Origin of the sequence: Amycolatopsis sp. NPDC006125, from assembly GCF_040614195.1 — a bacterium.
In the GTDB taxonomy this organism is placed as follows: domain Bacteria; phylum Actinomycetota; class Actinomycetes; order Mycobacteriales; family Pseudonocardiaceae; genus Amycolatopsis_E; species Amycolatopsis_E tucumanensis.
The window spans coordinates 75,167-99,219 of the sequence record NZ_JBEXTZ010000004.1 but is presented as its reverse complement, the minus strand read 5'-3'; the positions used below and the strand labels follow the sequence as shown (position 1 = coordinate 99,219).

At 68.9% G+C, this 24,053-nt stretch carries 25 protein-coding genes and 1 tRNA gene; 14 read left to right on the top strand and 12 right to left on the bottom strand.

Going from position 1 to position 24,053, the window contains the following annotated elements; all coding sequences use genetic code 11:
- Nucleotides 1-13 precede the first annotated feature (13 nt).
- Nucleotides 14-937 carry a hypothetical protein gene (locus tag ABZ193_RS03750; protein WP_354708765.1) on the top strand — a complete coding sequence of 308 codons (924 nt, stop codon included), beginning with the start codon at nt 14-16 and terminating at the stop codon, nt 935-937.
- The gene (locus ABZ193_RS03745) at nt 927-1,712 is read left to right on the top strand and encodes a hypothetical protein (RefSeq protein WP_354708764.1); all 786 of its coding nucleotides are present in this window, start codon (nt 927-929) and stop codon (nt 1,710-1,712) included. Before ABZ193_RS03750 ends, ABZ193_RS03745 begins: the two co-directional genes overlap by 11 nt.
- On the opposite strand, the gene ABZ193_RS03740 is transcribed toward ABZ193_RS03745, so the two are convergent.
- Together ABZ193_RS03740 and ABZ193_RS03735 are read right to left on the bottom strand one after the other, a co-directional pair.
- On the bottom strand, nt 1,701-2,477 hold the full coding sequence (locus tag ABZ193_RS03740; RefSeq protein ID WP_354708763.1) for a hypothetical protein: 777 nt from the start codon (nt 2,475-2,477) through the stop codon (nt 1,701-1,703). The genes ABZ193_RS03745 and ABZ193_RS03740 overlap by 12 nt on opposite strands.
- A gap of 34 nt (nt 2,478-2,511) precedes the next feature.
- Nucleotides 2,512-3,336, bottom strand: coding sequence for a hypothetical protein (locus ABZ193_RS03735; RefSeq protein WP_354708761.1), 825 nt, complete (start codon nt 3,334-3,336; stop codon nt 2,512-2,514).
- Nucleotides 3,337-3,485: 149 nt separating this feature from the next.
- Between ABZ193_RS03735 and ABZ193_RS03730 the strand changes: the two genes are divergently transcribed.
- The 7 genes from ABZ193_RS03730 to ABZ193_RS03700 all read left to right on the top strand — a co-directional run bounded on the left by ABZ193_RS03730 (nt 3,486) and on the right by ABZ193_RS03700 (nt 9,689).
- On the top strand, nt 3,486-3,941 hold the full coding sequence (locus tag ABZ193_RS03730) for a hypothetical protein (RefSeq protein ID WP_027933484.1): 456 nt from the start codon (nt 3,486-3,488) through the stop codon (nt 3,939-3,941).
- A gap of 14 nt (nt 3,942-3,955) precedes the next feature.
- Nucleotides 3,956-4,234 (top strand): winged helix-turn-helix domain-containing protein, encoded by a 279-nt coding sequence (locus tag ABZ193_RS03725; protein WP_354708818.1) that lies wholly within the window; start codon nt 3,956-3,958, stop codon nt 4,232-4,234.
- A gap of 537 nt (nt 4,235-4,771) precedes the next feature.
- Nucleotides 4,772-6,316, top strand: a complete 1,545-nt coding sequence (locus ABZ193_RS03720; RefSeq protein ID WP_354708759.1) for an FtsK/SpoIIIE domain-containing protein — start codon at nt 4,772-4,774, stop codon at nt 6,314-6,316.
- A 74-nt stretch (nt 6,317-6,390) separates the two neighbouring features.
- Nucleotides 6,391-6,717: a hypothetical protein gene (locus ABZ193_RS03715; RefSeq protein WP_354708757.1), complete on the top strand. Its 327-nt coding sequence runs from the start codon at nt 6,391-6,393 to the stop codon at nt 6,715-6,717.
- 17 nt (nt 6,718-6,734) lie between these two features.
- Nucleotides 6,735-8,315 (top strand): replication initiator, encoded by a 1,581-nt coding sequence (locus ABZ193_RS03710; protein ID WP_354708816.1) that lies wholly within the window; start codon nt 6,735-6,737, stop codon nt 8,313-8,315.
- A gap of 19 nt (nt 8,316-8,334) precedes the next feature.
- Nucleotides 8,335-8,553, top strand: coding sequence for an excisionase family DNA-binding protein (locus ABZ193_RS03705; protein WP_116111020.1), 219 nt, complete (start codon nt 8,335-8,337; stop codon nt 8,551-8,553).
- A complete protein-coding gene (locus ABZ193_RS03700) occupies nt 8,553-9,689 on the top strand; it encodes a tyrosine-type recombinase/integrase (protein WP_354708755.1) in 1,137 nt (378 codons plus the stop codon). The genes ABZ193_RS03705 and ABZ193_RS03700 overlap by 1 nt, the downstream gene beginning before the upstream one ends.
- Nucleotides 9,690-9,765: 76 nt before the next feature.
- Here the strand turns inward: ABZ193_RS03700 and ABZ193_RS03695 are convergent.
- A tRNA-Gly gene (locus tag ABZ193_RS03695) sits at nt 9,766-9,836 on the bottom strand.
- A gap of 102 nt (nt 9,837-9,938) precedes the next feature.
- Between ABZ193_RS03695 and ABZ193_RS03690 the strand changes: the two genes are divergently transcribed.
- Nucleotides 9,939-11,156: an oxygenase MpaB family protein gene (locus ABZ193_RS03690; protein WP_354708754.1), complete on the top strand. Its 1,218-nt coding sequence runs from the start codon at nt 9,939-9,941 to the stop codon at nt 11,154-11,156.
- 335 nt (nt 11,157-11,491) lie between these two features.
- On the top strand, nt 11,492-12,073 hold the full coding sequence (gene dcd / locus ABZ193_RS03685; RefSeq protein WP_020418351.1) for a dCTP deaminase: 582 nt from the start codon (nt 11,492-11,494) through the stop codon (nt 12,071-12,073).
- On the opposite strand, the gene ABZ193_RS03680 is transcribed toward dcd, so the two are convergent.
- Nucleotides 12,070-12,786, bottom strand: coding sequence for a nucleotidyltransferase domain-containing protein (locus ABZ193_RS03680; RefSeq protein ID WP_237335570.1), 717 nt, complete (start codon nt 12,784-12,786; stop codon nt 12,070-12,072). The two genes, dcd and ABZ193_RS03680, sit on opposite strands and share 4 nt — an antisense overlap.
- Nucleotides 12,787-12,901: 115 nt before the next feature.
- Here ABZ193_RS03680 and ABZ193_RS03675 point away from each other — a divergent pair, with 115 nt between their 5' ends.
- Nucleotides 12,902-14,323: a sugar porter family MFS transporter gene (locus ABZ193_RS03675; RefSeq protein ID WP_202961425.1), complete on the top strand. Its 1,422-nt coding sequence runs from the start codon at nt 12,902-12,904 to the stop codon at nt 14,321-14,323.
- Here ABZ193_RS03675 and ABZ193_RS03670 read toward each other — a convergent pair.
- The 7 genes from ABZ193_RS03670 to ABZ193_RS03640 form a co-directional block, all read right to left on the bottom strand.
- Entirely contained in the window at nt 14,316-15,929 is a 1,614-nt protein-coding gene (locus ABZ193_RS03670) for an acyl-CoA dehydrogenase family protein (RefSeq protein WP_354708753.1), read from the bottom strand. The genes ABZ193_RS03675 and ABZ193_RS03670 overlap by 8 nt on opposite strands.
- Nucleotides 15,922-16,518: a TetR/AcrR family transcriptional regulator gene (locus tag ABZ193_RS03665; protein WP_354708752.1), complete on the bottom strand. Its 597-nt coding sequence runs from the start codon at nt 16,516-16,518 to the stop codon at nt 15,922-15,924. Before ABZ193_RS03665 ends, ABZ193_RS03670 begins: the two co-directional genes overlap by 8 nt.
- A gap of 29 nt (nt 16,519-16,547) precedes the next feature.
- A complete protein-coding gene (locus ABZ193_RS03660) occupies nt 16,548-17,417 on the bottom strand; it encodes a hypothetical protein (protein WP_354708751.1) in 870 nt (289 codons plus the stop codon).
- A 54-nt stretch (nt 17,418-17,471) separates the two neighbouring features.
- A complete protein-coding gene (locus ABZ193_RS03655) occupies nt 17,472-18,089 on the bottom strand; it encodes a hypothetical protein (RefSeq protein WP_354708750.1) in 618 nt (205 codons plus the stop codon).
- 23 nt (nt 18,090-18,112) lie between these two features.
- Nucleotides 18,113-19,117, bottom strand: coding sequence for a cation diffusion facilitator family transporter (locus tag ABZ193_RS03650; protein ID WP_354708748.1), 1,005 nt, complete (start codon nt 19,115-19,117; stop codon nt 18,113-18,115).
- Between the two features lie 20 nt (nt 19,118-19,137).
- Nucleotides 19,138-19,851, bottom strand: a complete 714-nt coding sequence (locus tag ABZ193_RS03645; RefSeq protein ID WP_020418358.1) for a DUF742 domain-containing protein — start codon at nt 19,849-19,851, stop codon at nt 19,138-19,140.
- 462 nt (nt 19,852-20,313) lie between these two features.
- Entirely contained in the window at nt 20,314-22,599 is a 2,286-nt protein-coding gene (locus tag ABZ193_RS03640) for a (Fe-S)-binding protein (protein WP_237335564.1), read from the bottom strand.
- A gap of 147 nt (nt 22,600-22,746) precedes the next feature.
- Here ABZ193_RS03640 and ABZ193_RS03635 point away from each other — a divergent pair, with 147 nt between their 5' ends.
- On the top strand, nt 22,747-23,070 hold the full coding sequence (locus tag ABZ193_RS03635) for an SMR family transporter (RefSeq protein WP_020418360.1): 324 nt from the start codon (nt 22,747-22,749) through the stop codon (nt 23,068-23,070).
- Nucleotides 23,067-23,627 carry a TetR family transcriptional regulator gene (locus ABZ193_RS03630; protein WP_020418361.1) on the top strand — a complete coding sequence of 187 codons (561 nt, stop codon included), beginning with the start codon at nt 23,067-23,069 and terminating at the stop codon, nt 23,625-23,627. The genes ABZ193_RS03635 and ABZ193_RS03630 overlap by 4 nt, the downstream gene beginning before the upstream one ends.
- Here ABZ193_RS03630 and ABZ193_RS03625 read toward each other — a convergent pair whose 3' ends face one another.
- Entirely contained in the window at nt 23,628-23,975 is a 348-nt protein-coding gene (locus tag ABZ193_RS03625; protein WP_354708746.1) for a hypothetical protein, read from the bottom strand.
- Nucleotides 23,976-24,053 lie beyond the last annotated feature (78 nt).

The following is a 24,053-nucleotide window of genomic DNA, read 5'->3' as shown; positions in this document are numbered from 1 at the left end:
CCTGGTGCAGGCCGTGACTGACCAGTACAGCGTCATAGACATCTCACACTGGCCAGTAGCGTCCATCGAGCCGCGTGGTTTGGAAGCGAAGACGTGGTTTGAAGACCCCACTGCGATGCCGGGGGAACCGTGCCGATGGCTGTTCAAGCCGATCACGCGACATAGCTGGGGCGATCAAGGCGAGGATTGGGCAGAGAAGATCACGTCTGAAGTCGGTCGCGTGCTCGGGGTGCCGTGTGCAAGGGTGGAGCTTGCGACGCGTCAAGGCGAGCGCGGCCTGATCTCTCTCGACTTGGCTCCCCCGCCTCTGGAACTCTTTACGGGCATGCTCGTGATGCCAGGAGTGGTGCCCAACTACGAGGTCGGCGCGAGTCGTGTGAAGGGGCGTCCCGGTCACAGTTTGGCCAACATCCGGCGCGCCCTGGCGGACTGCGTCCCTCCACCGGGGTCGGACGTGCCGTCCCACTTCAACGCATTTGCAGTCTTCGCGGGCTACCTGGTTATGGATGCCCTCGTTGCTAATCGTGACCGTCATGACGAGAACTGGGCGATCCTGAGGCCTGCGGATCCCAGCGCTCCTGACATGTTGTGTGGTTCGTACGACCACGGGAGCAGCCTGGGTTACAACTTGCCAGACCGGCGACGGCTGCTGAGGTTGAAAAACAACCAGGTCGGCGACTGGGTCCGGAAGGGCACTGCGTGGAGGTTTGAGCACGATCCGGCCTCGCCACCGCCCACGCTCGTGGCACTCGCCAGGGAAGCACTGGTGACTGCAGGTGAGGATGTCCGCTCCTACTGGCTTGATCGCTTACTCAGCGTAGACGCCGACGATCTAGTGAACCTAGTCTCGCGGGTTCCAAAGATGTCAGACCCAGCACGTACCTTTGCTATGGAGGTACTTCGACTGAACCGAGAGAGGCTGCTCAATGAGTGCTGATGTTGCTGTGATCACAGGCACGCAGCCCGAGGCTGCCCACCATCGGAACGTGCGCCGGATGGCTGTCGGATGGCAGCACCCGGTGAGTCGAGCTGTGGATGCGGTCGGCTTGCTTGAGTTCGACGGGGAAACCCATCGGTTCCGTTACCTTCGACGTGCGACAAGAATCGGCGGTTTCCGACCATTTGTCGGCTTCCCCCGTCTAGACGTTCTTTACGAATCAGAGAGCTTATTTCCTCTCTTTGCGCAAAGGGCGATGAGCCCGCGACGGCCGGACTACTCGCACTTCTTGCGTAGTCTAGATCTGGATGACACGGCGTCAACCTGGGAACAAATTGCACGAACTGAGGGACGTCTCGCTGGAGACACAATTCATCTTGTCCCCGAACCCAGCGTTGACCCCGATGGGACAACTTCTGGCTGCTTCTTAGTGGCCGGAATTAGGCATCGACTGCCTGATATTGAGGTACGCGACAAAGTTCTCAGCAAGATCCAAATTGGCGAGCTGCTTCGGCTACGTGATGAACCCGAGAATCCGGTTAACCCTCGTGCGATCCTGGTGAGTCAACGTGGCCTGATTGACGTCGGCTGGGTGCCAAACATGCTAGTCGACTACGTCCACGAAGTTCGCGTACTGGGCGGCGAAGAGGTTCGCGTGCGTCATGTCAATGGGCCGGAGTCGCCAGTTCATATGCGCCTTCTGGTCGAGCTTCGAGGCAGAGTTGCACCTGACTATCGCGCCTTCTCCGGCGACGGATGGGAACTATTTGAGTAGTTGCGGATCGATTAGCGCGACAGCTGCAGCCTTATCGTCCTGCGGCTTTGCACGAGGCAGCAAGTGGCCATTTGGATCGCTCACAGTCTCCCACTGACGACATCCGCGTAGCACTTCATTGAGGTAATTAGATTTCTGCGCGTATGCGACCCAGTCTGTCAAGCGGAGGTGTGACATAGTGTTATAAGCACCGTCGGACGCAAGGGCGACCCACGGTGTATCGCCGGTTAGCCGGGTGAAGGCGAGAGCGTGAATTGCGGCGGACGGGCTAGTTTCGGCGATCCAGTAGCCCCCTGCCCTGTTACGGTGCCGGGCCTGCTGAGCTTGAAGTTCGCGGAGTAATGCGCGGTGCTCGTCGTCGTAGCCGTGGCCGGCGGCGAGGCGTTCGCGGTACTTGCGGCGGGGTTCGAGGTCCAGGCGGTCTATCCGGTCGTCGGTCAGGATTTCGCCGCCGGGGAGGATCACCGTGTTGTCGCCGAGGAGGAGTAGGTCAAGGTGCTCGTCGCGTTCGCGGGCGATCGTGACCGTGCTCGATGGCGACTCCCCTGCCTTCAGGTCGTAGTGAGCCGCGGTGGCTTTGATGCCTTCGGCCAGGATCTCGTGGAGGTCGGCGGTCGGATCAGCCGTGAGGGCGTCGGCGAGGAAGCGGCCGAGGTAGTCGGCGTAGGCGGATGCTGGGACGAGCACCGGGACGAAGGCGGATGCGCCGTCGAGGAGGATGACCGCGTGCGGGGTCACGAAGATCTTGTCGGCGCTCTCCTCCATCGGCGGGAGCTGCGCGGTTGTGACTCGCATGTGTTCACCAAACGTAGGGTCCTGCGGCAAGTTTGCTGTCGGTGATGGTGAGCCCGTCGTAGGTCGCTCGCACGACCAGCGACATCGGCTGCTGCCCGACCTGCCGGAACACGTCGGCGAGATGCGCTCGGAGGTAGTGCGTCGCGCCGAGTGATCCGATCCCGTGGATACCCGCGATGTGGACGATCACACGGTTGTCGATCATGTGCCGGGCCACATATGCCACGTCGGCCGACTGCGGCGCGGGCTCGTCGGACGGCGAACCGATCCGAGTGCCGTCCTCGCGCTGCTCGATCCACCACCGCCCGTTGTCCTCGTTCATCGCCAAGGCGGGATCACGGGAGAGCAGGTCAGCGCCGATGGGAGCGGACTTCGGACCGCACACAACGATCGTGTCTCCGGCCAGCGGCTCGGTCCGGTCGGGCTCGATCTGGTAGCGGGAGGTGGCGAGCGAGAGCGCGGTCAACAGCGCTTCGAGCTGATTGGCGGTCTCGGCGTCCTCGGCTGCGATCAACGGGCGTTCGCGGTCGGTCGTCTGGTACCGGTACGGCACGCCGATGCTCACCGGGCCGACGCCGAAGAACGCGCGCTCCGCGGCGGGTGCCGTGCTGCGGATCTGCGTGATCCGGCCCTTCGTGATGCCGAGCGCTCCGGCGATCTCGGTGTAGCTCATGCCCAGCTCACGATGCGCTTCCTCGATCGCGGCCTTCCGGAGCCGCGCCAGCTCGGTCGCCCGTTGCTGGTAGGTCGTGAGCAGCTCGGTAGCGCGCTTGCCCCGCCGGATCGGGTCGGGGTCGCGCCGGACGCTATCGAAGTCCTCGGTGCTCACAAGGTCGGAGTTTAGACCCCCTTGACGCTCTCCGTCAGGGGCCGGTACATTGCTGTTTAGACCCCCTAGACACGGCAGGGCGCGCTATAGCGCGAGTGTTTAGGGGCCTAAACCGGCCGAGATGGCCACGAGACGAGGAGTTCGAAGAGATGGCGATCAGCAGGGGGCACCGGTTCCCGGTCGAGTTCGATGAGGCGTTTCCGCAGGGTCTGGTGATGGTGGGTGAGGTGTCGCCGGACAACGAGTACCAGTCGCGGGAGGACCGGGCGGCGGGTCGTCCGGCGCGGCAGCGCGTGGACGAGATCACCGGTAAGCGGCAGTGGAAGGTCACGGTGACCGACCCGTCGGAGCCGAACGCGAAGCGGGCTTCGTTCGAGGTGACGTTGCTGGCTGATGTGCAGCCGGTGCCGACGACGGGTGAGGTGCTGCCGGGGATGCGCCCGGTCGAGCTGGAGGGCTTGACCGCGGAGCCGCGTGTGGCTGGCAACGGTGAGTTCAAGTACCAGTCGTACGTGTTCCGGGCGTCCGGGTTCAAGGCGGTCAACGCGGGTGGCGGCCGGGGCAAGTCGCAGGGCGGGCCGGCTGAGTCGGCCAAGGCCGCGTGACGGGTGTGGTCACGATGACCTGCCACGACACCAAGCCGCCCAAGTTTCGGCTGAACGAACAGCCGGGTCCGCCGGGCTACATGTACGAGAACGTCGCGAACCACGTGGCGGCGCGGATCGAGGCGGGGGAGCTGCCTCCGCACACGCCGCTGGCAAGCGAGCGGGAGTTCGCCAAGGAGTACGGCGTCTCGCTCGGCACCGCCCGCCACGCGATCGAGATCCTGCGCAAGCGCGGCCTGGTGGTCACGATCCCGTCCAAGGGCACGTTCGTGACGGACCGGCGGAGTTCCTGAACCCGGCACGGGGACGAGTGAAGGAGTGTGACCGTCCCGCTCGTCCCCGTGCCATCCCACCCACGACCACGAGGGGAGGTGATGGTGGTGTCGCCGAGGCTACCGCGCTCCCGACGCCGCTGGTTCATCCGGCGTCGGTGCTGGATCTGCGGAGGACGGCAACGAGTGATGCGAGACAGAGTGCTTGTTTGTAAGGCCTGCCAACGGAAGTCGGTCGAAGGCCTCTAAGTCCAGATAGGACTAAAGCTAACGCGCGAAGGGTTCGTGCGGCGATGTCGTGCGCCCTGATTCACGTCCCGAGTTGTTAGGCGCAGAAGCGGTACCTGGCTACCAACCTTTCCCGCTTCTGCGCTGTCCACACCTGACGGAGCAGACGTTGAAGACCATAGACAACCGTACACAACCAGCGTCAAGAGACCGCGTCCCGGCGCGGTGTGGTGCGTGCCGCAGGTTCGCCCGTTTGGCACCGGGGGACACTGAGTGCGCTACGTGCGCGGGGCGGCTGCCCCTGGACATTCCGTCTGGGGGTGGCCGCTGATGGACGCGCACACCTTCGGAGTTCTCCTGCTCGGCAGTGGTGCCCTGGCCGTGGTCGTCTGGGTGCTGCACAAGCTCGGCAAGGCACTGGCCGGGATCGCGGAAGCGCTGGCCGCTGCTGCGGTGGTGTTCCTCGCCTTGTGGTGGCTGTGCAAGGGCGCGTTCTGGGTCATCGCGCAGATCGTGATGCACCCGCGCACCAGCCTCACCGTCATCGCCGTGGCGGCCTGGTGCTACTGGCTCGGCTGGCTCTCGCTGGTCGTCACCCTGACCGTGGTGGCGTCGGGGCTGGCCTCGTGGCGGTGGTTCCACCTGGTGTCCTACGACCAGTGGGCCGGGCGGATGCTGCGGACGTGGTGGCAGAAGTGGGCGATCTACATGCCCAAGCTGCCCGAGTGGCTGCACGCCTGCGGCCTGAGCGTCAAAGACGACGCCATCCCCGTCGACGTGACAGTGACATTGGTGGGGCGCAAGAAGGTGTCAAGGGAGCAGCGGTCGGCCGGGGTGCGCGTCCCGAAGGTGAAGCGGGTGCGCTCCGGGCCGTCCTGGGATGAGGTGCAGGTCCGGTTGGTGCCGGGGCAGAAGCCGGAGGACTTCGACGACGCCGCCCGCGCCCTGGCCTCCGCCCGGAAGGTCAGCCGGTGCCAGGTGCGGGAGATCGCCCCCAACGTCGTGTCGATCGACTTTCAGCGTCGCAACCTGCTCGCCGCGCCCGTGCCGTGCCCGGAGATCGGGGAGCGGGCGGTGGATCTGCGGCGGGTGTGGTCCGGGCGGACCGAGTACGGGCAGGACTGGCGCGTCCCGCTGCACGGCTCCGGCAGTCACACGCTCGTAGCAGGGGCCTCGGGGGCGGGGAAGAACTCGATGATGTGGTGCCCGCTGGTGTCCATCGCCCCGGCTATCCGGGATGGCCTGGTGCGGGTCTCCGGCATTGACCCGAAGGGGATGGAACTCGCGTACGGGCGCGGGATCTTCCACCGCTACGCGGTCACCCCGAGGGACGCGCTCGAAGTCCTGGACGAGCTGGTGGCCGCGATGGACGCTCGCAAGGCCGAGTTCGCCGGGCGGGTCCGGAACGTCCCGATCAGCACGGAGAACCCGTTGGAGCTGGTCGAGTTCGACGAGATCGGTGCGCTGACCAAGTACACCGACCGCAAGACGCGGGAGCAGATCGTGGAACGCGTCGCGCTGCTGACCACGCAGGGCCGCGCTCTGGGCTTCACGGTGCGCGGTTATGTGCAGGAGCCGACGAAGGACACGGTTCCGGTGCGGGAGCTGTTCCCCCGCCGTATCTGCCTCCGCGTCACCTCAAAGTCTCACGTCGGCATGGTTCTCGGTGACCAGGCCTACGAGCGAGGTGCGTGGGCCAACCGCATCGGCGAGTCCGAAGCGGGCACCGGCTACGTGTGGGGCGAGGGCATCCGTGAGCCGCTGCGGGTCCGGGCTGGGTGGGTCCCGGATGAGGCGGTCAAGGCGCTCGAAGCGTTCGTGACCGGCGGTGCTGTCGTGCCGTTCCGCAGCCCTGAGGGCGGTGTTGCGGCGTGAGGACTGCCTTGGAGACGTTGACTCGGGCGTTCTGGGGGCACTTGCGGGACTTTCCGCTTCCGGAGCCGTGCCGGGTGACGCTGCACCCGGGCGTGCCGGAGATCCAAGTGCAGGTGGCTCCCGGTGAGGCCGGCACGCATCTCGCCGAGCTGCTGCTGTGGGCCTACACGCTCGACCTGGTCACCGCGACGTGGTGGCGCACCGAGCAGAACAACCTGCACATCACCATTCGCGGTCGGTCGCAAGGCGGGGCGCAATTCCTTGTGTACGGCGGGGTTGCGTGGCGGCACTGCGGCGGCCTGGTGCAGCTCGCGAACGGTGCTCGTGAGGGCGTCTCGATCGACGAGCTGTACACGCTGCGGATGCTGCTCGACGAGCAGGCGGTGGAGGTGGCCGCGTGAGCACTCGTGCTGAGCGGATGCGGCTACCGCTGTCCACGGAAGTCATGAAGGCCACGGCGGAGAAGCACGGGGTGTGCGTGCGGCCGTTCACGATGGAGGTCGGCGACCCCGACACCGGCGAGCTCCGCTACGTCGCCGTGCCCTGCGGCTCCACCGTGGAGAGCGTGTGCGGGCCGTGTGCGAAGAAGGCGAAGGCGTTGCGGATGGCGCAGTGCCGGGAGGGCTGGCACCTCACCGAGGAACCGGACTTCACCCCGGCCCCGCCCACGGCTGAGCAGAAGGAGTTGATGGAGTTCCGCGCCGATCTCGTGGCGCGGTATCGGGAGGCGGTCGAGCACGGTGAGGAGGGCCAGGCCGACGAACTCCGCGACGAGATCCGCGGAGTCGATGGAGAACTTCGGCAACTCGGCATGCGCGGCCGCCTGCCCTCTCCGGATCTTCCCTCGAAGCGGCCGGTGAAGCGGTCGACGAAGCGGCGGCAGGACGCACCGAACCTGCCCCGGAAGAAGGTCGCCAAAACGACGGTGGGCCGGGAGTATGCGGGGAAGTTCCGGCCGTCGATGTTCGTGACGCTGACCTGCGACACCTATGGGCGGGTGCGGGAGGACGGGACACCGGTCGATCCGGGCAGCTATGACTATCGGCGGGCGGCGCGGGATGCGGTGCACTTCTCGTCCCTGGTGGATCGGTGGTGGCAGAACCTCCGCCGCGTCGTCGGCTGGGACGTCCAGTACTTCGCGACCGTTGAACCCCAGAAGCGCACCGCCCCGCACCTGCACGCGGCATTGCGGGGGTCGATCCCGCACGACGTGCTGCGGCAGGTCACCGAGGCCACCTACCACCAAGTCTGGTGGCCCCGGCACGACGAACCGGTCTACGGCGGGGACCGGCTGCCCGCGTGGGACGCGCGAATCAAGGGGTTTGTGGATCCGGAGAAGCACGAGCCGTTGACGCCGTGGGAGGAGGCGGTGGAGGAAGTCGAAGAACCCGCCCACGTGGTCACGTTCGGGAGGCAGGTGCACTCCAAGGGCATCCTCGGCGGCACCGAAGAAGCCGGACGCCACATCGGCTACCTGACCAAATACCTCACCAAGTCCACCGGCGAAGTGGTCGAAGCCACGAGCGCCCGGCAGCGGGAACACCACGACCGGCTCCACGCCGAACTCGCCATCACCCCGTGCTCGCCCCGCTGCGCGGTCTGGCTGCTCTACGGCATCCAGCCCCTCGGCGCGACCAGCCGGATGACTCCAGGGCACTGCAAAGGCAGGGCACACCGGCGGACCACCCTCGGGCTCCCCGGCCGGCGGGTGCTCGTCTCGCGCAAGTGGTCCGGCAAGTCGCTGGCCGATCACAAGGCCGACCGGAAGGCGTTCGTGCGGGACATGCTCGCCAACGTCGGCATCGTCAAACCCGAGCAGGACACCTCGCGGCTGATCTGGCGCAAGGTCCAACCCGGCGACCGAGACGCGCCACCACGCGCGCACCTGCTCATGCGCGCCATCTCCGAGCGGATCACCTGGAAAGCCGAGTACGACAGAGCACTACTCGCGGCCCATCCGCCCGGTCCAGAAACTTCGGCAACTCCACTGGCGGCCTGATCGATTGGGGGACGAGACCTTGGAATCCAAGTACCTGACCGTCGAGGAAGCGGCGGACTACATCAACACCGGTGTTCGGTTCATCCGGCGATTGATCGCGGAGCGGCGGATCGCGTTCCACAAGGTCGGGGCGCACGTCCGGTTGGCGGTGGAGGACCTGGAGGCGTTCGTGGCGGCCGGGCGGGTTGAGCCGATCACGCGGGCGTCGGTGCTGCGGGACCTCGGGAAGGCGGCCTGATGCCCAACAACAAGGGACGCAAGCGGCGGTTCGGGAGCATCCGCAAGACCTCGCTCGGTGAGTTCCAGGCAAGCTATCTCGGGCCGGATGGGAAGCGGCACTTCGCCCCGCATCGGTTCAAGAAGGAGCGGGATGCGGACCGCTGGCTGAACGGGGTCGAGGCGGTGATCGTCGCCGGGGACTGGACTGATCCGGACCGGGCGAAGATCACGCTCGCCGAGTACGCGGAGCGGTGGATCGTCGAACGGCCGGGGCTGCGGCCGCGCACGGTCGAGCTGTACCGGTGGTTGCTGCGTAAGCACATCACGCCGTACATCGGCGACGTCCCGCTCAACCGGTTGTCGGCGGCGACTTTTCGGCAGTGGCGGGCCGATCGGCTGGTGGCCGGGGTGTCGGCGTCGGTGCTGGCGAAGTGCTACCGGCTGCTCCGGGGCGTGCTGAACACCGCGGTCGATCCGGACGAGTTGATCGCCAAGAACCCGTGCAAGATTCCGGGCGCGGAGAAGGAGACGCCGGAGGAGCGGCCGTTGGTCACGGTGGGGCAGGTCTTCGAGATCGCGGCGGCCCTTCCTGAGCGGTTCTCGGCGATGGTGCTGCTTGCGGCGTTCGGGTCGCTGCGGTTCGGGGAGGTGACTGCGCTGCGGCGGTGCGACGTGGCGGAGGACGCGAGTCAGGTTCGGGTGGTGCGGCAGTTCGTGGAGGTGCCCGGTCAGGGTGTGGTGGCTGGGCCGCCGAAGTCGCGGGCCGGGGTGCGGACCGTGACCCTTCCGCAGGCGATCCGGCCGGACATCCTCAGGCACATGTCGGAGTTCGTGGGACCGGACCCGGAGGCGCTGCTCTTCACCGGGGAGAAGTCCGGTGGAGCGATTCGCCGGCCGAACTTCAACCAGCGGACCCGGTGGACCGAGGCCGTGACCAAGCTCGGGCTGGAGGGGCTGCACTTCCACGACCTGCGGCACGCGGGCAACGTCTGGGCGTCGAAAGCGGGCATGTCGACCCGGGACCTCATGGCGCGGATGGGGCACGACGACATGCGGGCGGCGTTGATCTACCAGCGGGCTACGAGCGAGGCGGATCAGCACATCGCGGACCGGCTCTCGAAGCTCGTCGAGGAGCACCGCAGAGGGCCCGCGTGATGTTGTTGGGATGTTGCTGGAGATAGCAGAAGGGGTGCCTCCCGAGATCGGGTGGCACCCCTTCTGACCTGCGAAGAGCGGATGACGGGAATCGAACCCGCGTTCTCAGCTTGGGAAGCTGATGTTCTACCATTGAACTACATCCGCAGCGACGCACAGCATACACAAACGTCGCCCCCTGGTGAGAGCACCCCCTTGACTCTGTGGGTCGCAAGTGACAACACTCGTTGTCGAGAGGGTGGTGGGTGCATGGACGAGCGACTGCCGGATCCCGAGTTGTTCCGCCGTGGGGGTTTCAGCCTCGCGGCCAAGGTCTTCGTCAAGCACGACATCCGCGCCACCGAGCGCCAGGTGCGCCGCTTCCGGGAGTTCGCCCAGGTGCAGGACCCGAGGGCCGACGCGGTCGTCGCGCTGTTCCGTCGTCTTCCGAAGAACCGCGGGCGGCAGCTGTTCGAACAGGCGCTCGCCGACGGCATCCACAGCTTGGACAACCCGCCGCCGGAACTCGTCGACTTCTTCGAGCACGTCGAGGCCACCCCGTACTGGGTCGACCCCGCCCGGCTCGACCGGGGCGCGCGGGCCATCATCCGCACCGGCGTGCTCGGCCTCTTCCCGCTCGGCGACATGTCCCTCATGGGCGGCTACCTCGCCTCGCGCGCGACGAAGGCCCTCGTCGCCACCGGGGAGATCGAACGGATGGCCAGCCAGCGCCTCGTGGAGACCGCGGCTTGGTGGATGGACGTCACCACCCCGGGCGCGCTGGCCATGCACGGCACGGGCTACGCCTCCGCCCTGCGCGTCCGCCTCGTGCACGCCCACGTCCGCGCCGCCCTGAACCGCCGCCCCGACTGGGACTACGACGAGTGGGACAAGCCGGTCAACCAGGTCCAGACCGCCGGCACGCTGCTCCTGTTCTCCCTCGTCTTCGTCTACGGCACCCGGCTGCTCGGCATCCGCTACAGCGACCGCGAACGCGCCGACATCCTGCACCTCTGGCGCTACGTCGGCTGGCTGCTCGGCGTCGACGAGGAGCTCCTGCCCGCCACAGAAGACGACGCCTGGCGCCTGTTCTGGCTACTCGCGTCCACCGAGTTCATCCCCGACGAGGACAGCAAACGCCTCGCCCGCGCCCTGCTCGAAACGCACGCGGCGATCGGCGACGGGCGCGGCGCCGTCGGCAAGGTCCTCTCCCACGTCTCGGTCGCCGTGCACTCCTCCATCAGCCGCCTGGTGCTGGGCAAGTCCAACGCCGACTTCCTGGAGATCCCCAACGACCCGATCGCACAGGGCGCCATCCTCGCGGTGGCCGCGGGCAACTTCGCCGCCGAGACCGCGCGCCGCTTCATCCCGGGCGCGACGGCGCTGCAGGAGTACCTCGGCACCCTCGAACGCCGCCGCTACGTCGACCGCCTCGGCAAGACCTTCAAACTCGATCCCACCTACGCCCGCCACATGAAGGCGGCCTAGCTAGGGTTGGTGCGAGTAGAGGGAGGCCCTCCGGTCGAAGTGGATGTTGCGACCTCCCCACCAGCCGCCTGGAGGTCTTCGCCGGTCGCGTCGGAGCGGAGAGCGAAGCCAGGTGGCAGGACATCACTTCCCTCCTCACCGCAGCCCGCACCGCCTTGCGCCAGCAGTGCCACTCGGCCCTCGCCGGCGAGCTGAGCCTGGGTTTCAACTGACCTCGGGCGCAACCGATATCAAATGGGGCGGCAGCTAGCTTTCCTGACCTCGCCAACTTGTGTAGGCAGGCTGGCCATGATGGCCTGACTGGCTTGCCTAGGCAGGCTAGCTAAGGTGAAGCCGTGCTGCTCAGTGACCGCGACCTCCGCAAAGAGCTCGAAGCCGGCCGTCTCGGCATCGACCCCTTCGACCCGGCGATGCTCCAGCCGTCCAGCATCGACGTGCGGCTGGACCGGTTCTTCCGCGTGTTCAACAACAGCCAGTACACCCACATCGACCCCAAGCTCCAGCAGGACGAGCTGACGTCGCTGGTCGAGAAGGACGGCGAGGACGCCTTCGTCCTCCACCCGGGTGAGTTCGTGCTCGCCTCGACGTTCGAGCTGGTCACGCTGCCCGACGACCTCGCGGGCCGCCTCGAGGGCAAGTCCTCCCTCGGCCGCCTCGGGCTGCTCACGCACTCCACCGCCGGCTTCATCGACCCCGGCTTCACCGGCCACATCACGCTGGAGCTGTCCAACGTCGCGAACCTGCCGATCACTCTGTGGCCGGGCATGAAGATCGGCCAGCTGTGCCTGTTCCGGCTCACCAGCCCGGCCGAGAACCCGTACGGCTCGGCCGCCGTCGGCTCCCGCTACCAGGGCCAGCGCGGCCCGACGCCGTCGCGCGCCCACCTGAACTTCCACATCGCCGACACCAACCGCTAAAGCCCGAGCAGCTCACGGGCCCGCCGGGCGGCTTCCACCAGGTCCCCGGTGATCAGCGAGTCGACCCCCCGCAGGCCGGCGCGGTCGAGCAGGCGCTTCTCGTTCAGAACCCACTCGCCGCGCTCGGCCAGCACCGCGTGCCCGGCCTGCATCGCCGCCGTGGCGAGCGCGCCCGCGAACTCCGCCACCTGCCCGCGCGGCGCGTAGTTGTGTTCGGCGTAGGTCAGTGTCAGCGACGCCCGCTCGCGCCAGACGGCGGGCGCCGACTTCCGCAGCGCCTCCGGGAACTCGACCTCGGGCAGTGAACCGCGCAGCACCCGGTTCACCGCCAGCTCGGCGACGACCAGGTAACTCGGGATCCCGGCCAGGTGGAACATCAGCGGCTCCCAGTGGAACCGGCCCGCCCGCGCCTCGGCCAGCTCGTGCTCGACCACGTCCAGGTCGCGGTAGTGGACGTCGGCCCGGCGCCCGTCGATCGTCAGCCACGCGCCACCGTTGAACACGCCGCCGCCCCAGCCGCCGATCTCGGACACCTCACCCGGCCAGCCCAGCGCACGCAGGTCGGCGGGGTCGAAGCGCCCGCGGTAGTAGATCGCGAAGTCCCAGTCGCTGTCTGGGCGCGCAGTGCCCGTCGCCCGTGAGCCGCCCAGCGTCGCGGCCTGGACGCCGGGCAGGCCGGCCAGTCGCTCGGCCACCTCGTCTTCGAAGGTCATGCGTCCAAACTCCCATGATCGGGTGGTCCATGTCACCCGGTGGTACGGCATGGACTGGACCATTTTGTAGGTTGCTCCGAATGGAGGAAACACCTCAGGCAAAGGAGCACGGGTCGTGAGTTCGACGACGACCGGGGAGCGAGCCGGTCAGCAACATCTCGCCCATGTCGTGTTCATCGCCGGCGCAGCCGCGGTCGGCGGGTTCCTGTTCGGGTACGACAGCTCGAACATCAACGGTGCCGTCCTCGGCATCCAGCGGCACTTCGAGGTCGGTGACGGGGTGACCGGGCTGACCGTGTCGAGCGCGCTGATCGGTTCGGCCGTCGGCGCCTGGTTCGGCGGGCTGCTGTCCGACCGGATCGGCCGCATCCGGACCATGCAGCTCGCGGCGGTCCTGTTCCTGGTCAGCGCCCTCGGAGCGATGTTCCCGTTCAGCGTGTGGGACCTGGCGATCTGGCGCGTGGTCGGCGGCATCGCGATCGGTGTCGCGTCCGTGATCGGCCCGGCCTACATCGCCGAGGTCGCGCCGCCCGCCTACCGCGGCAGGCTCGCCTCGCTGCAACAGCTGGCGATCGTCCTCGGCATCGGGGTGTCCGCGCTGGTCAACTGGGTCATCAAGGCCCTCGCCCCGATCGGCGCGGACGGCGCGCACGACCTCAACGGCAACCTCGGCGGCATCGAGCCGTGGCAGTGGATGCTGGGCGCCGCGGCGGTGCCCGCGGTGATCTACTTCGTGCTCGCCTCGATCATCCCCGAGTCGCCGCACTTCCTGCTGGCCAACGGCAAGATCGAGCGGGCGCGCAAGGTGCTGCGCGAGGTCGAGGGCGGTGACGTCGACGCCAAGCTCGAAGACATCCGCCGCAGCCTGAAGACCGAGAAGCGGTCCCGGGTCCGCGACCTCGTCGGCGGCCGGTTCGGGCTGCTGCCGATCGTGTGGGTGGGCATCGCGCTGGCGGTGTTCCAGCAGTTCGTCGGCATCAACGTGATCTTCTACTACAGCGACACGTTGTGGCACTCGGTCGGCCAGAACACCGACTCGCTGCTGATCTCGATGGTCAGCCCGGTCATCAACATCATCGGCACGTTCATCGCGATCGCCTTCATCGACAAGGTCGGCCGCAAGCCGCTGCTGCTGATCGGCTCGGTCGGCATGCTGGTCGGCCTCGGCGTGGCGGCGATCGCGTTCGGCAACGCGCAGACCGTCGGCGGCGAGCTGAGCCTGCCGGGCGCCTGGGGCCCGATCGCGCTGGTGTTCGCGAACCTGTTCGTGATCTCCTTCGCGATGTCGTGGGGCGTGATCCTGTGGGTCATGCTCGGCGAGATGTTCCCGCTGCGCATCCGCGGCGCCGCGCTGGCCGTGGGCACCGCGGCGAACTGGGTCGCCAACTGGGCGGTCACGGTCAGCTTCCCGAGCATGGCCGACTGGAATCTGTCGATCACCTACTGGATCTACGCGGCGTTCGCGCTGCTGTCGATCCCGTTCGCGCTGCGCTTCGTCCGCGAGACCAAGGGCACCGCGATCGAGGACGTCAGCTGACGAACGCCCGCTCGATGATGGCCCTGGTGTCGGCGCCCGCGGGCAGCGTGCCGAACGCGATGCCCCAGTCGCCGCCGAGGCGGGACGCGCAGAACGCGTCCGCGATCGCCTTGGGCGCGAAGCGCACCAGCAGCGAGCCCTGCAGCACCAGGGCCATCATCTCGGCCAGCCGCCGCGCCCGGTACTGGAGGTCCTCCAGGTCGGACAGCTCCTTGCGCACCCGCGCGATCGCGTCGTCCAGCCGGGCGTCGGCGCCCGCGGCGAGGTCGAGTTCGGCGAAGAACGCCTCCACCGACTCCGGCTGCTTGCCCATGGCGCGCAGGGAATCCAGCGCCGCGACGTTGCCGGACCCCTCCCAGATGGACAGCAGCGGCGCCTCGCGGTAGAGCCGCGGCATGCCGGAGTCCTCGACGTAACCGTTGCCGCCCAGGCATTCCAGCGCCTCGGCGGTGTGCGCGGGGCCGCGCTTGCACACCCAGTACTTCGTGACCGCGAGCGCCAGCCGCCGGAACGCCTGCTGGTCCGGGTTCGCGGTCGCGCCGGCCAGCCGCAGCGCGACGGTGGTGGCCGCCTCGGACTCGACGACCAGGTCCGCCAGCACGTTCGCCATCGCGGGCTGGTCCACCAGGTTCGCGCCGAACGCCTTGCGGTGCCGCGCGTGGTGCACGGCCTGCACGACGCCTTGGCGCATCAGCGAAGTGCTGCCGAGGACGCAGTCGAGGCGAGTGTTGTTGACCATCTCGATGATGGTCGGCACGCCGCGGCCCTCCTCGCCGACGAGCCAGCCGACCGCGCCGTCGTACTCGATCTCGGACGAGGCGTTGGACTTGTTGCCCAGCTTGTCCTTGAGGCGCTGGAAGAAGATGCGGTTGCGGGAGCCGTCGGGCAGCACGCGCGGCAGCAGGAAGCAGGACAGGCCGCCGGGCGCCTGGGCGAGGGTGAGGAACATGTCGGACATCGGCGCCGACGTGAACCACTTGTGGCCGGTCAGCACGTACGTGCCGTCACCCGCGGGCCGCGCGGTGGTGGTGTTGGCGCGCACGTCGGAGCCGCCCTGCTTCTCGGTCATCGACATGCCGGCGATCAGGCCGCGCTTGGTGGCCGGGACGCGCAGTCCGTAGTCGTACTCGGTGGCGGCGAGCAGCGGCTCGTAGGCGGCCGCCAGCTCCGGGTTGTGGCGCAGCGTCGGGACCGCGGCGTAGGTCATCGAGATCGGGCAGATGTGGCCGCCCTCGGCCTGGTTCCAGACCAGCACCTTGGCGGCGCGCGCGACGTGCGCGCCTTCGCGGTCGTCACGCCAGGGGGTGGCGTGCAGGCCGTGGCCGACGGCGACGGTCATCAGCTCGTGCCAGTAGGGGTGGAACTCGACCTCGTCGACGCGGTTGCCGTAGCGGTCGTGGGTGTGCAGCTTCGGCGGGTTCTCGTTGGCGACGCGGCCCCACTCCTGGCCCTGGGCGCTGCCGGCGAGGCGGCCCAGCTCGTGGACCTCGTTCTCGGCCCAGGCCGCGCCCTCGCGGCGGAGGCCGTCGAGGAGGGCCGCGTCGTCGGCGACGTCGTAGTCGACCAGCGGCGGGACCTGGTTCAACACCTCGTGCGTGTCAGGCATCCTTGCCTCCCAGTGCGCGGAAGATGAACGTGCGGAGCGCGCCGACCGCGTCGGCGCTGTCGGTGGTCAGGGGGCCGATGAGCACCTCGGCGGCGCCACCGACCAGTGCGGCCGCGGTGAGGTCGGCGTCCTGCGGCGGCAGCCCGCCGGTGCGGACGCCCTCGCGGACGTGGCGGGCGAGCTCGTCCCGGAAGACGCGCCGGAAGACGATGCGCTCGGCCTCGATCGGGGCGTCGACCGGCTCGGCCAGCAGGGCGTACGCCTGGCGGGGCACCTTGAGCGCGCGCTCGGCGAAGGTCTCGACGATGGCGGCGACGCGCTCGGCGGGGCTGCCGGGCCGCTCCGCGGCCTGCCGGACGGCCTCCACCTCGTGGTTCACGACGTTGCGGAACAGCTCGACGACCAGCTCGGCCTTGCCGGGGAAGTGGCGGTAGACCGTGCCGGTGGCGACGCCGGCCTGCTCCGCGACGGCACTCACGGAGCAGCCCGCGTAGCCACGCTCGGCGAGGATCTCACCGGCGGCGGTCAGGATCGCCTCGCGCTGCGCGTCGAGGCGAGCCTGGACCTGAGGGGTGCGTCGGTAGGGCACGGGAAGAAGTGAAGCACTGATTCAGCGCTTCACGCAAGGGCCTCCCGGTAGACGGCGCGAGTCAGACCGGTGATCCGGTCCGCGGAGTCCGCCCAGCTCAGCGTGGTCGGTTCGGAGGTGAGGACGACGACGATGCGCCGGCCGCCGTCGGCAGTGCCGCTGGTGTGCATGACCCGGCTGGTCAGGTCCACGTCGCCGCTGGAGGCGACGGCGAGTGCCGACCGGGCCTCGGGCGAGGCGAGCACGCGCTTGGTGTTCTCGGAAACGCACTCCTCGCCCGGGGCCGGTGCCGCGCCGAAGCCGGACCAGCCCTGCTTCACCGCGCCCGGCCGCCGGAGCGCGCTCGGGATGCCGAACGACTGGTCGAACCCGTCGTCGCCGCACTTCGTGAACTGCTCCAGGTTGTCCATGATGAAGTCGCGGAACTTCGGGTGCGCCTCCTCCAGGACGTAGGAGTAGGTCTTCGCGATGTCCGCGGCGCTGACCGCGGTGTAGCCCCACGTGCCGCGCTTCTCGGCGGGCGGCGGCGCGGTGTCGGTGAGACCGATCTTCGCGACCATCCGGTTGACGATCTCCTCCCAGCCGTCGCGCACCCACAGCACACTGGCCGCGTCGTCGTTGCTGGAGCGCAGCATCGGTTCCAGCAGCGCGAGGTCGTCCGCCGGGATCTCGTAGTCCGGCCCGTGCGATTCGAGGTAGTCCAGCGCGATGAACAGCTTCACCAGCGAGGCCGACCGGTACTGCCGGTGTTCGTTCGCGGCATGGACCGCACCGGTTTCACGGTCGAGCACCGTGTACCCGGCGGTCATGCCGTCGGGCAGTTCGGCGGCTTGCGCGGGCACGGCCAGAAGCGCCGTCGACGCCACGAACGCGGCGGCGAGGCTCAGGATCTTACGCACGTCGGTTCCCCACAGATCGATGATCGAATTGGTGAGGCGCACACTATCGCCTCGTCAGGTTTCGACCAGCGGGCGCAGTGCGTTCACCAGATCTTCCTCGCGGGGGCTTTGCAGCATCCGGTAGTCCGGGCGGCCACCGTTGTCCGCGGAGACCGAGCTCGGGCACACGTCCCCGCTCTCCAGGGTGAACTCCGCGACCGGCCGGGAGGTGCGTGCTTCGAACACGCGGTAGGCGTAGGAGGTGCGCAGGAAATCCACCTCGTGGGCTCCGCCGTACGTGCAGGTGGTCGCGACCTCGCCGGCCGAAACGGCGTACTCGCAGACGATCAGCTGGACCGCGGACTCCGGCTCGCCTTCGGCGTCCCACTCGACGGGCACGCGCAGGCTCCACGTGTCGTAGGGCCGGCCGACATCGCCGACGCCATCTCCCGCGTTGACGAAGAGCACGGGGTGCACTCCGCTGCCGCTGTAGGGCGCGGCGCGGTCGGTGTAGGCGTTGGGGTGCCGCACCTCGGCGTCGGGGCGGCCGACCGGGCACGGGTTCGGCGGGAGCACCGGCGCCGGTTCCGAGGACACCGGCTCGTCCTCGAAAAGGGCTTCCCCGTAGAGCGGCAACGTCACGAGGGCCAGCGCGAAGAGCACGGGGAAGACCAGCAGCCACCGACGCGACATTCCGCCCTCCCCAGCCCGGTCACCTACCGCCCGTAGCGTTTCGCGATCTCGCCGTACCGCGCAAGTACCGCGGCGCGCAGCTCGGGATCGCTGCGCGGCACGGGCTCGATGAAGACCTCGGTGACGTCGGAGAACTCGTCGTGCAGCTCGGCGGCGAGGCGGACGCACGCGCGCTCCACGTCCGCCGCCCCGAGCGCGTCGTCGAAGTCCACGCGCGCGCACACCAGGATCTGGTCCGTCCCCAGCAGCATCGTCTGCAGGTCGACCACCGACTCGATCTCGGGCGCTCCGGCCAGGTGCTCGCGGATCCCGCGCAGGACGGGCAGATCCGCCTGCCGCCCGATCAGCAGCCGCAGGTTCGTCCGGCCGAGCACGTACGCCACGACGGCCAGCAGCACGCCGATCAGGATCGACGCGACCCCGTCGTACACGGCGGAACCGGTGACGTGGTGCAGGAACAACCCGGCGAAGGCCAGCACCAGGCCGATCAACGCGGCCGAATCCTCCAGGAACACCGTCTTCGGCGCCGGGTCGTCGATGTAGCGCAGGAACTTCCAGATCGTCCGGTTCTGCTCCGCCGCGCCCCGCCGCACCTGGCGGAACGCCTGCGTCCACGACACCGACTCCAGGACGAACGCCAGCGCCAGCACGACGTACCCGACGATCGGACTGGTCTGCTCCACCGGCTCCCCGAACACCGTCGAGAAACCTTCGTACAGCGCGAAAGTCGCACCGGAGGCGAAGATGGACACCGCCGCGAGCAGCGACCAGAAGTACCGCTCCTTGCCGTACCCGAACGGGTGCACGACATCCGCCGGGCGGCCGGACCGGCGCAGCGCCGTGAGGAGGAGGATCTCGGTGAACGTGTCGGCCACCGAGTGCGCCGCCTCGGAGAGCATCGCCCCCGAACCGGTGATCACGCCGGCCACGGCCTTCATCACGGCGATGGCCAGGTTCACCCCACCCGCCAGCAACACGGTGAGGGTGCTTTCGCCGCCCGCGTCCCGGCGCTCCGGTTCCTCGCTCACCGGCCGATCCTACGAGCGGATCACAGCCGCTGCAGGCCGTCCAGCACGCGCTTCATCAGCTCGAGCGGCGGCCGCCCCTCGGCGGTCCGCTCGATGCCGTGGATGTGCAGCAACCCCAGTTCGGCCATGTCGGACAACAGCACCCTGGCCACGCCGAGCGGGATCGACAGCAGCGCCGCGACCTCCGCCAGCGAGCGCGGGGTGTCGACCACCGCGCGGACCGGCTGGTACTCCGCGCTCAGCGCGGGACCGGTCCACTTCGCGTCGGCGCGGACCGAGACCAGCGTCTCGATCGCCAGCTCGTAGACGGAGTGCGTGCGCCCCTTGGTCAGCACGTACGGCCGCACGCGCAGCCGGTTCTCGTCGTCGGGGTCGAGCAGCTCGGGGGGCTCCGGCTCGGCGGCGGGCGCGGGCTCGGGGCGGGGCCGCGGCGAGGGTTTGAACTCCTCGCGCGGTTCGGGGTCCGGCAACGGTTCGGGCTCCGGTTCGGGCGCGGGCCGCGGCTCGGGTTCACCGAACCGAGCGAGCTGCTTCTCGGTCGGGAACCGCGCGCCTGCGGCCCGTTTGGTCGTCGTGGTCTCGGCGGGGACAGGGCCCGGAGCTTGTGGTTCCGGGCCAGGGGGGTCGGCGTGTTCGCCGGTCAGCTTCCGCAACTGCTTCACGGACGGGAACCGGGCACCGGCGCGCGCGACCACCGGCTCACCGGCCGGTCCGGTCCCGTCGGGTACTCCCATGCTCAGCCCCGTTCGCGCGCGTCAGCATCCTCCGCGGGCAGCGTCGGCAGCGTGACGAACAGGATAACCCGGGTGTCGAGACCCCAACGGGTGGTGACGGTGAAGGCGCCCGCCGTGCGGAACGCGCTGGCGCGGGGTGGAACCCGCGTGCGCGAGGGTGGAACTCGGAGTCAGCGACGCACCCGCCCACGCGCGCGCACCTGCCCCGCGGGCGACAGCGCACCCGACCGGCCGCCCCACCGAGCCGCGCGGCCAGCGACGCACCCACTCCGCACCGCGGTGGGCGGCAATCCGCCGCCGGTGGCGGCCCTGCGGGTGGTGACGGTGAAGGCGCCCCCCCCGGCCGCACGTCCGCCCCGGCGGGTCGCGCGGCACCCGAGGCACTCCCGTCGAACCGTCCCGCGGGCGGTAACGACGAAGGCCACCCCGCCGCGGCGGGGTGGCCTTCGTGTGCACCGGAAGTTACTTGTCCTCGGTCGGCAGCGGCGTGCCGGTCGACACCTTGTCCGTCGGGGCGTCGGCCTCCAGCGGGTCCGACTCGACGGCCGGCAGCGAGTCCGCACCGGGCGCAGGCGCGGGCTGCGGGCGGCGCTTCACCGCCGACAGCAGCAGCTGCGAGACGTCGACGACCTCGACCTTCTCGCTCGCCTTGCCGTCGTTCTGCCGCGCGGTCACACCGTCGGTGAGCATGACGCGGCAGAACGGGCAGCCGGTCGCGATCTTCGACGGCGCGGTGCCGAGCGCCTCGTCCACGCGCTCGATGTTGATCCGCTTGCCGATCTTCTCTTCCATCCACATGCGCGCGCCACCGGCGCCGCAGCACATCGACCGGTCGCCGTGCCGCGGCATCTCGCGGAACTGCGCCCCCGACGCGCCGACCAGCTCACGCGGCGCCTCGTAGACCTTGTTGTGGCGGCCCAGGTAGCACGGGTCGTGGTAGGTGACGTCGTCGGCGATCGGCGCGACCGGCACCAGCCGCTTCTCCCGCACCAGGCGGTTGAGCAGCTGCGTGTGGTGCACGACCTCGAACTTCCCGCCGAGGTCCGGGTACTCGTTGGCGAGGGTGTTGAAGCAGTGCGCGCAGGTCGCGACGATTTTGCGGCTGCCCGCCTCCCGGCCCTCGAACACCGAGTTCAGCACCTCGACGTTCTGCTGCGCGAGCATCTGGAACAGGAACTCGTTGCCTGCGCGGCGGGCCGGGTCACCGGTGCACGACTCCTCCGGGCCGAGCACGGTGTACTTGACCCCCGCGATGTGCAGCAGCTCGGCCACCGCGCGGGTGGTCTTCTTCGCCCGGTCCTCGAACGCGCCGGCGCAGCCGACCCAGAACAGGTACTCGGTGTCGCCCAGCTCGCCGTCGAACACGGGCACCTCGAAGTCCAGGTCCTCGGCCCAGGCCATCCGGTCCTTGGCGTTCTGGCCCCACGGGTTGCCCTTGTTCTCCAGGTTCTTGAACATCCCGTTCAGCTCGGTCGGGAAGTTCGACTCGATCATGACCTGGTAGCGGCGCATGTCGACGATGTGGTCGACGTGCTCGATGTCCACCGGGCACTGCTCCACGCACGCGCCGCAGGTGGTGCACGACCACAGCACCTCGGGGTCGATGACACCGCCGTCGTCGCCGACCAGCGGGCGCTCGGCCTCGGCCAGCGCCAGCACGTCGATTCCGGCGTACGGGTTCTCGCCGGTCAGGCCGACCTCTTCACCCGTGACGTCCTTCTTGCCGCCCGCGAGCAGGTACGGCGCCTTCGCGTAGGCGTGGTCGCGGAGCTGGGTGATGACCAGCTTCGGCGACAGCGGCTTGCCGGTGTTCCACGCCGGGCACTGCGACTGGCAGCGGCCGCACTCGGTGCAGGTGGTGAAGTCGAGCCAGCCCTTCCAGCTGAAGTCCTCGATCTGGCCGGCGCCGAAGACGTCCTTCTCCGGGTCGGCCTCTTCGAAGTCGAGCGGCTTGCCGCCGCTCATCATCGGCTTCAGCGCGCCCAGCGCGGTGCCGCCGTCGGCCTCGCGCTTGAAGTAGATGTTGAAGAAGGCGCTGAAGCGGTGCCAGGCAACGCCCATGGTGAGCGTCTGGCCGACGATGTAGAGCCAGATCATGCCGGACAGCAGCTTGACCAGCGCGGTGATCGTGACGGCGACCGTGCTGGCGGGCAGGATCTCGGCGAGCGGCTTCGTGACGAAGCTCGTCCACAGCGCCGGGTCCTCGATGCCGCTGGAGATCTTGAACGCCTTCACGCCGAGGATGCCGAGACCCTCGACGATCACCACGGTCTCGACGAAGTAGGCCTGCTTGAAGTTCGACCCGGCGAAGCGCGACTGCCGGTCGGCGCGGCGCGGGTGGTTCAGCTGGCGGATGATCACCAGCGCGAGACCGCCGACGACGGTGCCGAGGCCGAGCAGTTCGGTGAGCAGCAGCCAGATGCTCCAGTTGCCGATGATCGGCCAGTGGAAGTGCGGGTCGAACGTCTCGCCGTAGGCCTCGAACCAGGACAGCGAGCCGATCAGGAAGCCCCACATGACCAGCCAGTGCCACGGGCCGACGTGGCGGAACTTGTTCATCCGCGTGTGGGCGGCGAACTCCTTGATCAGCGTCATGATGCGCGGCCCGAACGGGCCGTTGCGCGTCGCGTCCGGTTGACCGAGCCGGATGATCCGGACCATCCGGTACACGCCGGTGCCGAACATGATCCAAGCGACGATGCTTACGGCGACGCCGACCACGCCGAGCGTGATCTGCAGTGCACCCATGATCGGGGCCTTTCGTCCGTGATGTGGTGGGTTGGCGGGAGCCTAACCGGATTTACTCATGAGTAACCGATCGGCGCGAGTTGAGTCCCACGAGTGTGGCGTAGGACTCGCTGGATATCGGGACGATCGTACCGGTAGTTTGGCGGGATGGTCGCCTATCTGCTGCTCGCTCTGGCCATCGCGGCCGAGGTCACCGCCACTGTTTCGATGAAGTTGTCCGAGGGCTTCACCAAACTGTGGCCGTCGGTGATCGTCGTGGCCGGGTACCTCGTCGCGTTCGCGGCGCTGGCGAGCGTGTTGAAGCGCGGGATGCCGGTCGGGGTGGCGTACGCGATCTGGGCCGCGGTGGGCGTCGCGGCGGTCGCGATCATCGGCGTGCTGTTCCTGGGCGAGCCGGTGAACCCGACGATCGTCGCCGGGCTGGCGCTGGTCATCGGCGGTGTGGTGCTGATCGAGGTGGGTTCGGCGTGAAGCCCCAGCGCGACGGGCGGCGGGCCCGCGGCGAGAAGCGGCGGCAGGAGATCATCGACGCGACGCTGCGGGTGATCGAGCGGGACGGCGTGGCCGGGGTGACGCACCGGACGGTCGCGGCCGAGGCCGGGGTGCCGACGACGTCCACGACCTACCACTTCGAGACGCTCGACGACCTGCTGATCGCGACCCTGATCGCGTGCGCGCGCGACATGGCGACCGAGGTGTACTGGACGATCGACCGGGCCCGGTCGCGGGGCAGCCGGGGCGCGTCCGAGGTGGCGACGCTGCTCGCGGAGGCGCTGGGCCCGCGGCGGGGCCGGACGATGGCGGAGTACGAGTTGTACCTGCTGGCCGCGCGCCGGCCGGAGCTGCGGCCGGCGGCGCGGCGGTGGCTGGACGTGCTGACCACGATGGTGCGGCCGGACGACCTGGTGGCGCTGCGGGTGTTCCTGGCCGGGATCGACGGGCTGCTGATCCAGGGCCTGATCGACGACGAGCCGCCGACCGCCGAGGAGCTCCGGCCGACCGTGGAGTACCTGCTGAAACCCCGGTGATCAGTGCGGGACCGGCACCGTGTGGGCGACCGCCGCGGTCGCGGTCACGCCTTCGGCCGCTGGGTGCGTCGCGCCGACCAGCACCGGGTTCCGCAGCAGCCGCAGGTCGACCAGCGGCGCGGCCATCCGGCGCTCCACCACCGGGAAGGCGAGCGCCGTGACGGCAAGGCAGACCGCGGTGGGCACCGACCACCAGGCCGCGCCTGCGGCACCCTGCCCGACCCGGCCGACGACGACCATCCACCCGCCGCGCGCGAGCGCCATCAGGGCGCACGACACCACGAACAGCCCGAGACCCAGCACGAACATCCGGCGCCCGAAGACGTCGCCGAGCGCGCCGGACCTCACGATCGTCGCGGCCCCGACGAGCGCAGGCGGTGCCGAGCACCCCGCCGGTCTTCACCGCGCTGGTCGTGGACATCCCGC

Excerpts from the sequence above, each read along its gene's own strand:
- ABZ193_RS03725 (WP_354708818.1), top strand. The coding sequence starts at position 3,956 with ATGACCTGCCACGACACCAAGCCGCCCAAGTTTCGGCTGAACGAACAG.
- ABZ193_RS03670 (WP_354708753.1), bottom strand. The coding sequence starts at position 15,929 with ATGCCTGACACGCACGAGGTGTTGAACCAGGTCCCGCCGCTGGTCGAC.
- ABZ193_RS03710 (WP_354708816.1), top strand. The coding sequence starts at position 6,735 with ATGCGGCTACCGCTGTCCACGGAAGTCATGAAGGCCACGGCGGAGAAG.
- ABZ193_RS03745 (WP_354708764.1), top strand. The coding sequence starts at position 927 with ATGAGTGCTGATGTTGCTGTGATCACAGGCACGCAGCCCGAGGCTGCC.
- ABZ193_RS03730 (WP_027933484.1), top strand. The coding sequence starts at position 3,486 with ATGGCGATCAGCAGGGGGCACCGGTTCCCGGTCGAGTTCGATGAGGCG.
- ABZ193_RS03680 (WP_237335570.1), bottom strand. The coding sequence starts at position 12,786 with ATGACCTTCGAAGACGAGGTGGCCGAGCGACTGGCCGGCCTGCCCGGC.
- ABZ193_RS03720 (WP_354708759.1), top strand. The coding sequence starts at position 4,772 with ATGGACGCGCACACCTTCGGAGTTCTCCTGCTCGGCAGTGGTGCCCTG.
- ABZ193_RS03645 (WP_020418358.1), bottom strand. The coding sequence starts at position 19,851 with ATGGGAGTACCCGACGGGACCGGACCGGCCGGTGAGCCGGTGGTCGCG.
- ABZ193_RS03690 (WP_354708754.1), top strand. The coding sequence starts at position 9,939 with ATGGACGAGCGACTGCCGGATCCCGAGTTGTTCCGCCGTGGGGGTTTC.
- ABZ193_RS03640 (WP_237335564.1), bottom strand. The coding sequence starts at position 22,599 with ATGGGTGCACTGCAGATCACGCTCGGCGTGGTCGGCGTCGCCGTAAGC.
- ABZ193_RS03655 (WP_354708750.1), bottom strand. The coding sequence starts at position 18,089 with ATGTCGCGTCGGTGGCTGCTGGTCTTCCCCGTGCTCTTCGCGCTGGCC.
- ABZ193_RS03700 (WP_354708755.1), top strand. The coding sequence starts at position 8,553 with ATGCCCAACAACAAGGGACGCAAGCGGCGGTTCGGGAGCATCCGCAAG.
- ABZ193_RS03740 (WP_354708763.1), bottom strand. The coding sequence starts at position 2,477 with ATGGAGGAGAGCGCCGACAAGATCTTCGTGACCCCGCACGCGGTCATC.
- ABZ193_RS03635 (WP_020418360.1), top strand. The coding sequence starts at position 22,747 with ATGGTCGCCTATCTGCTGCTCGCTCTGGCCATCGCGGCCGAGGTCACC.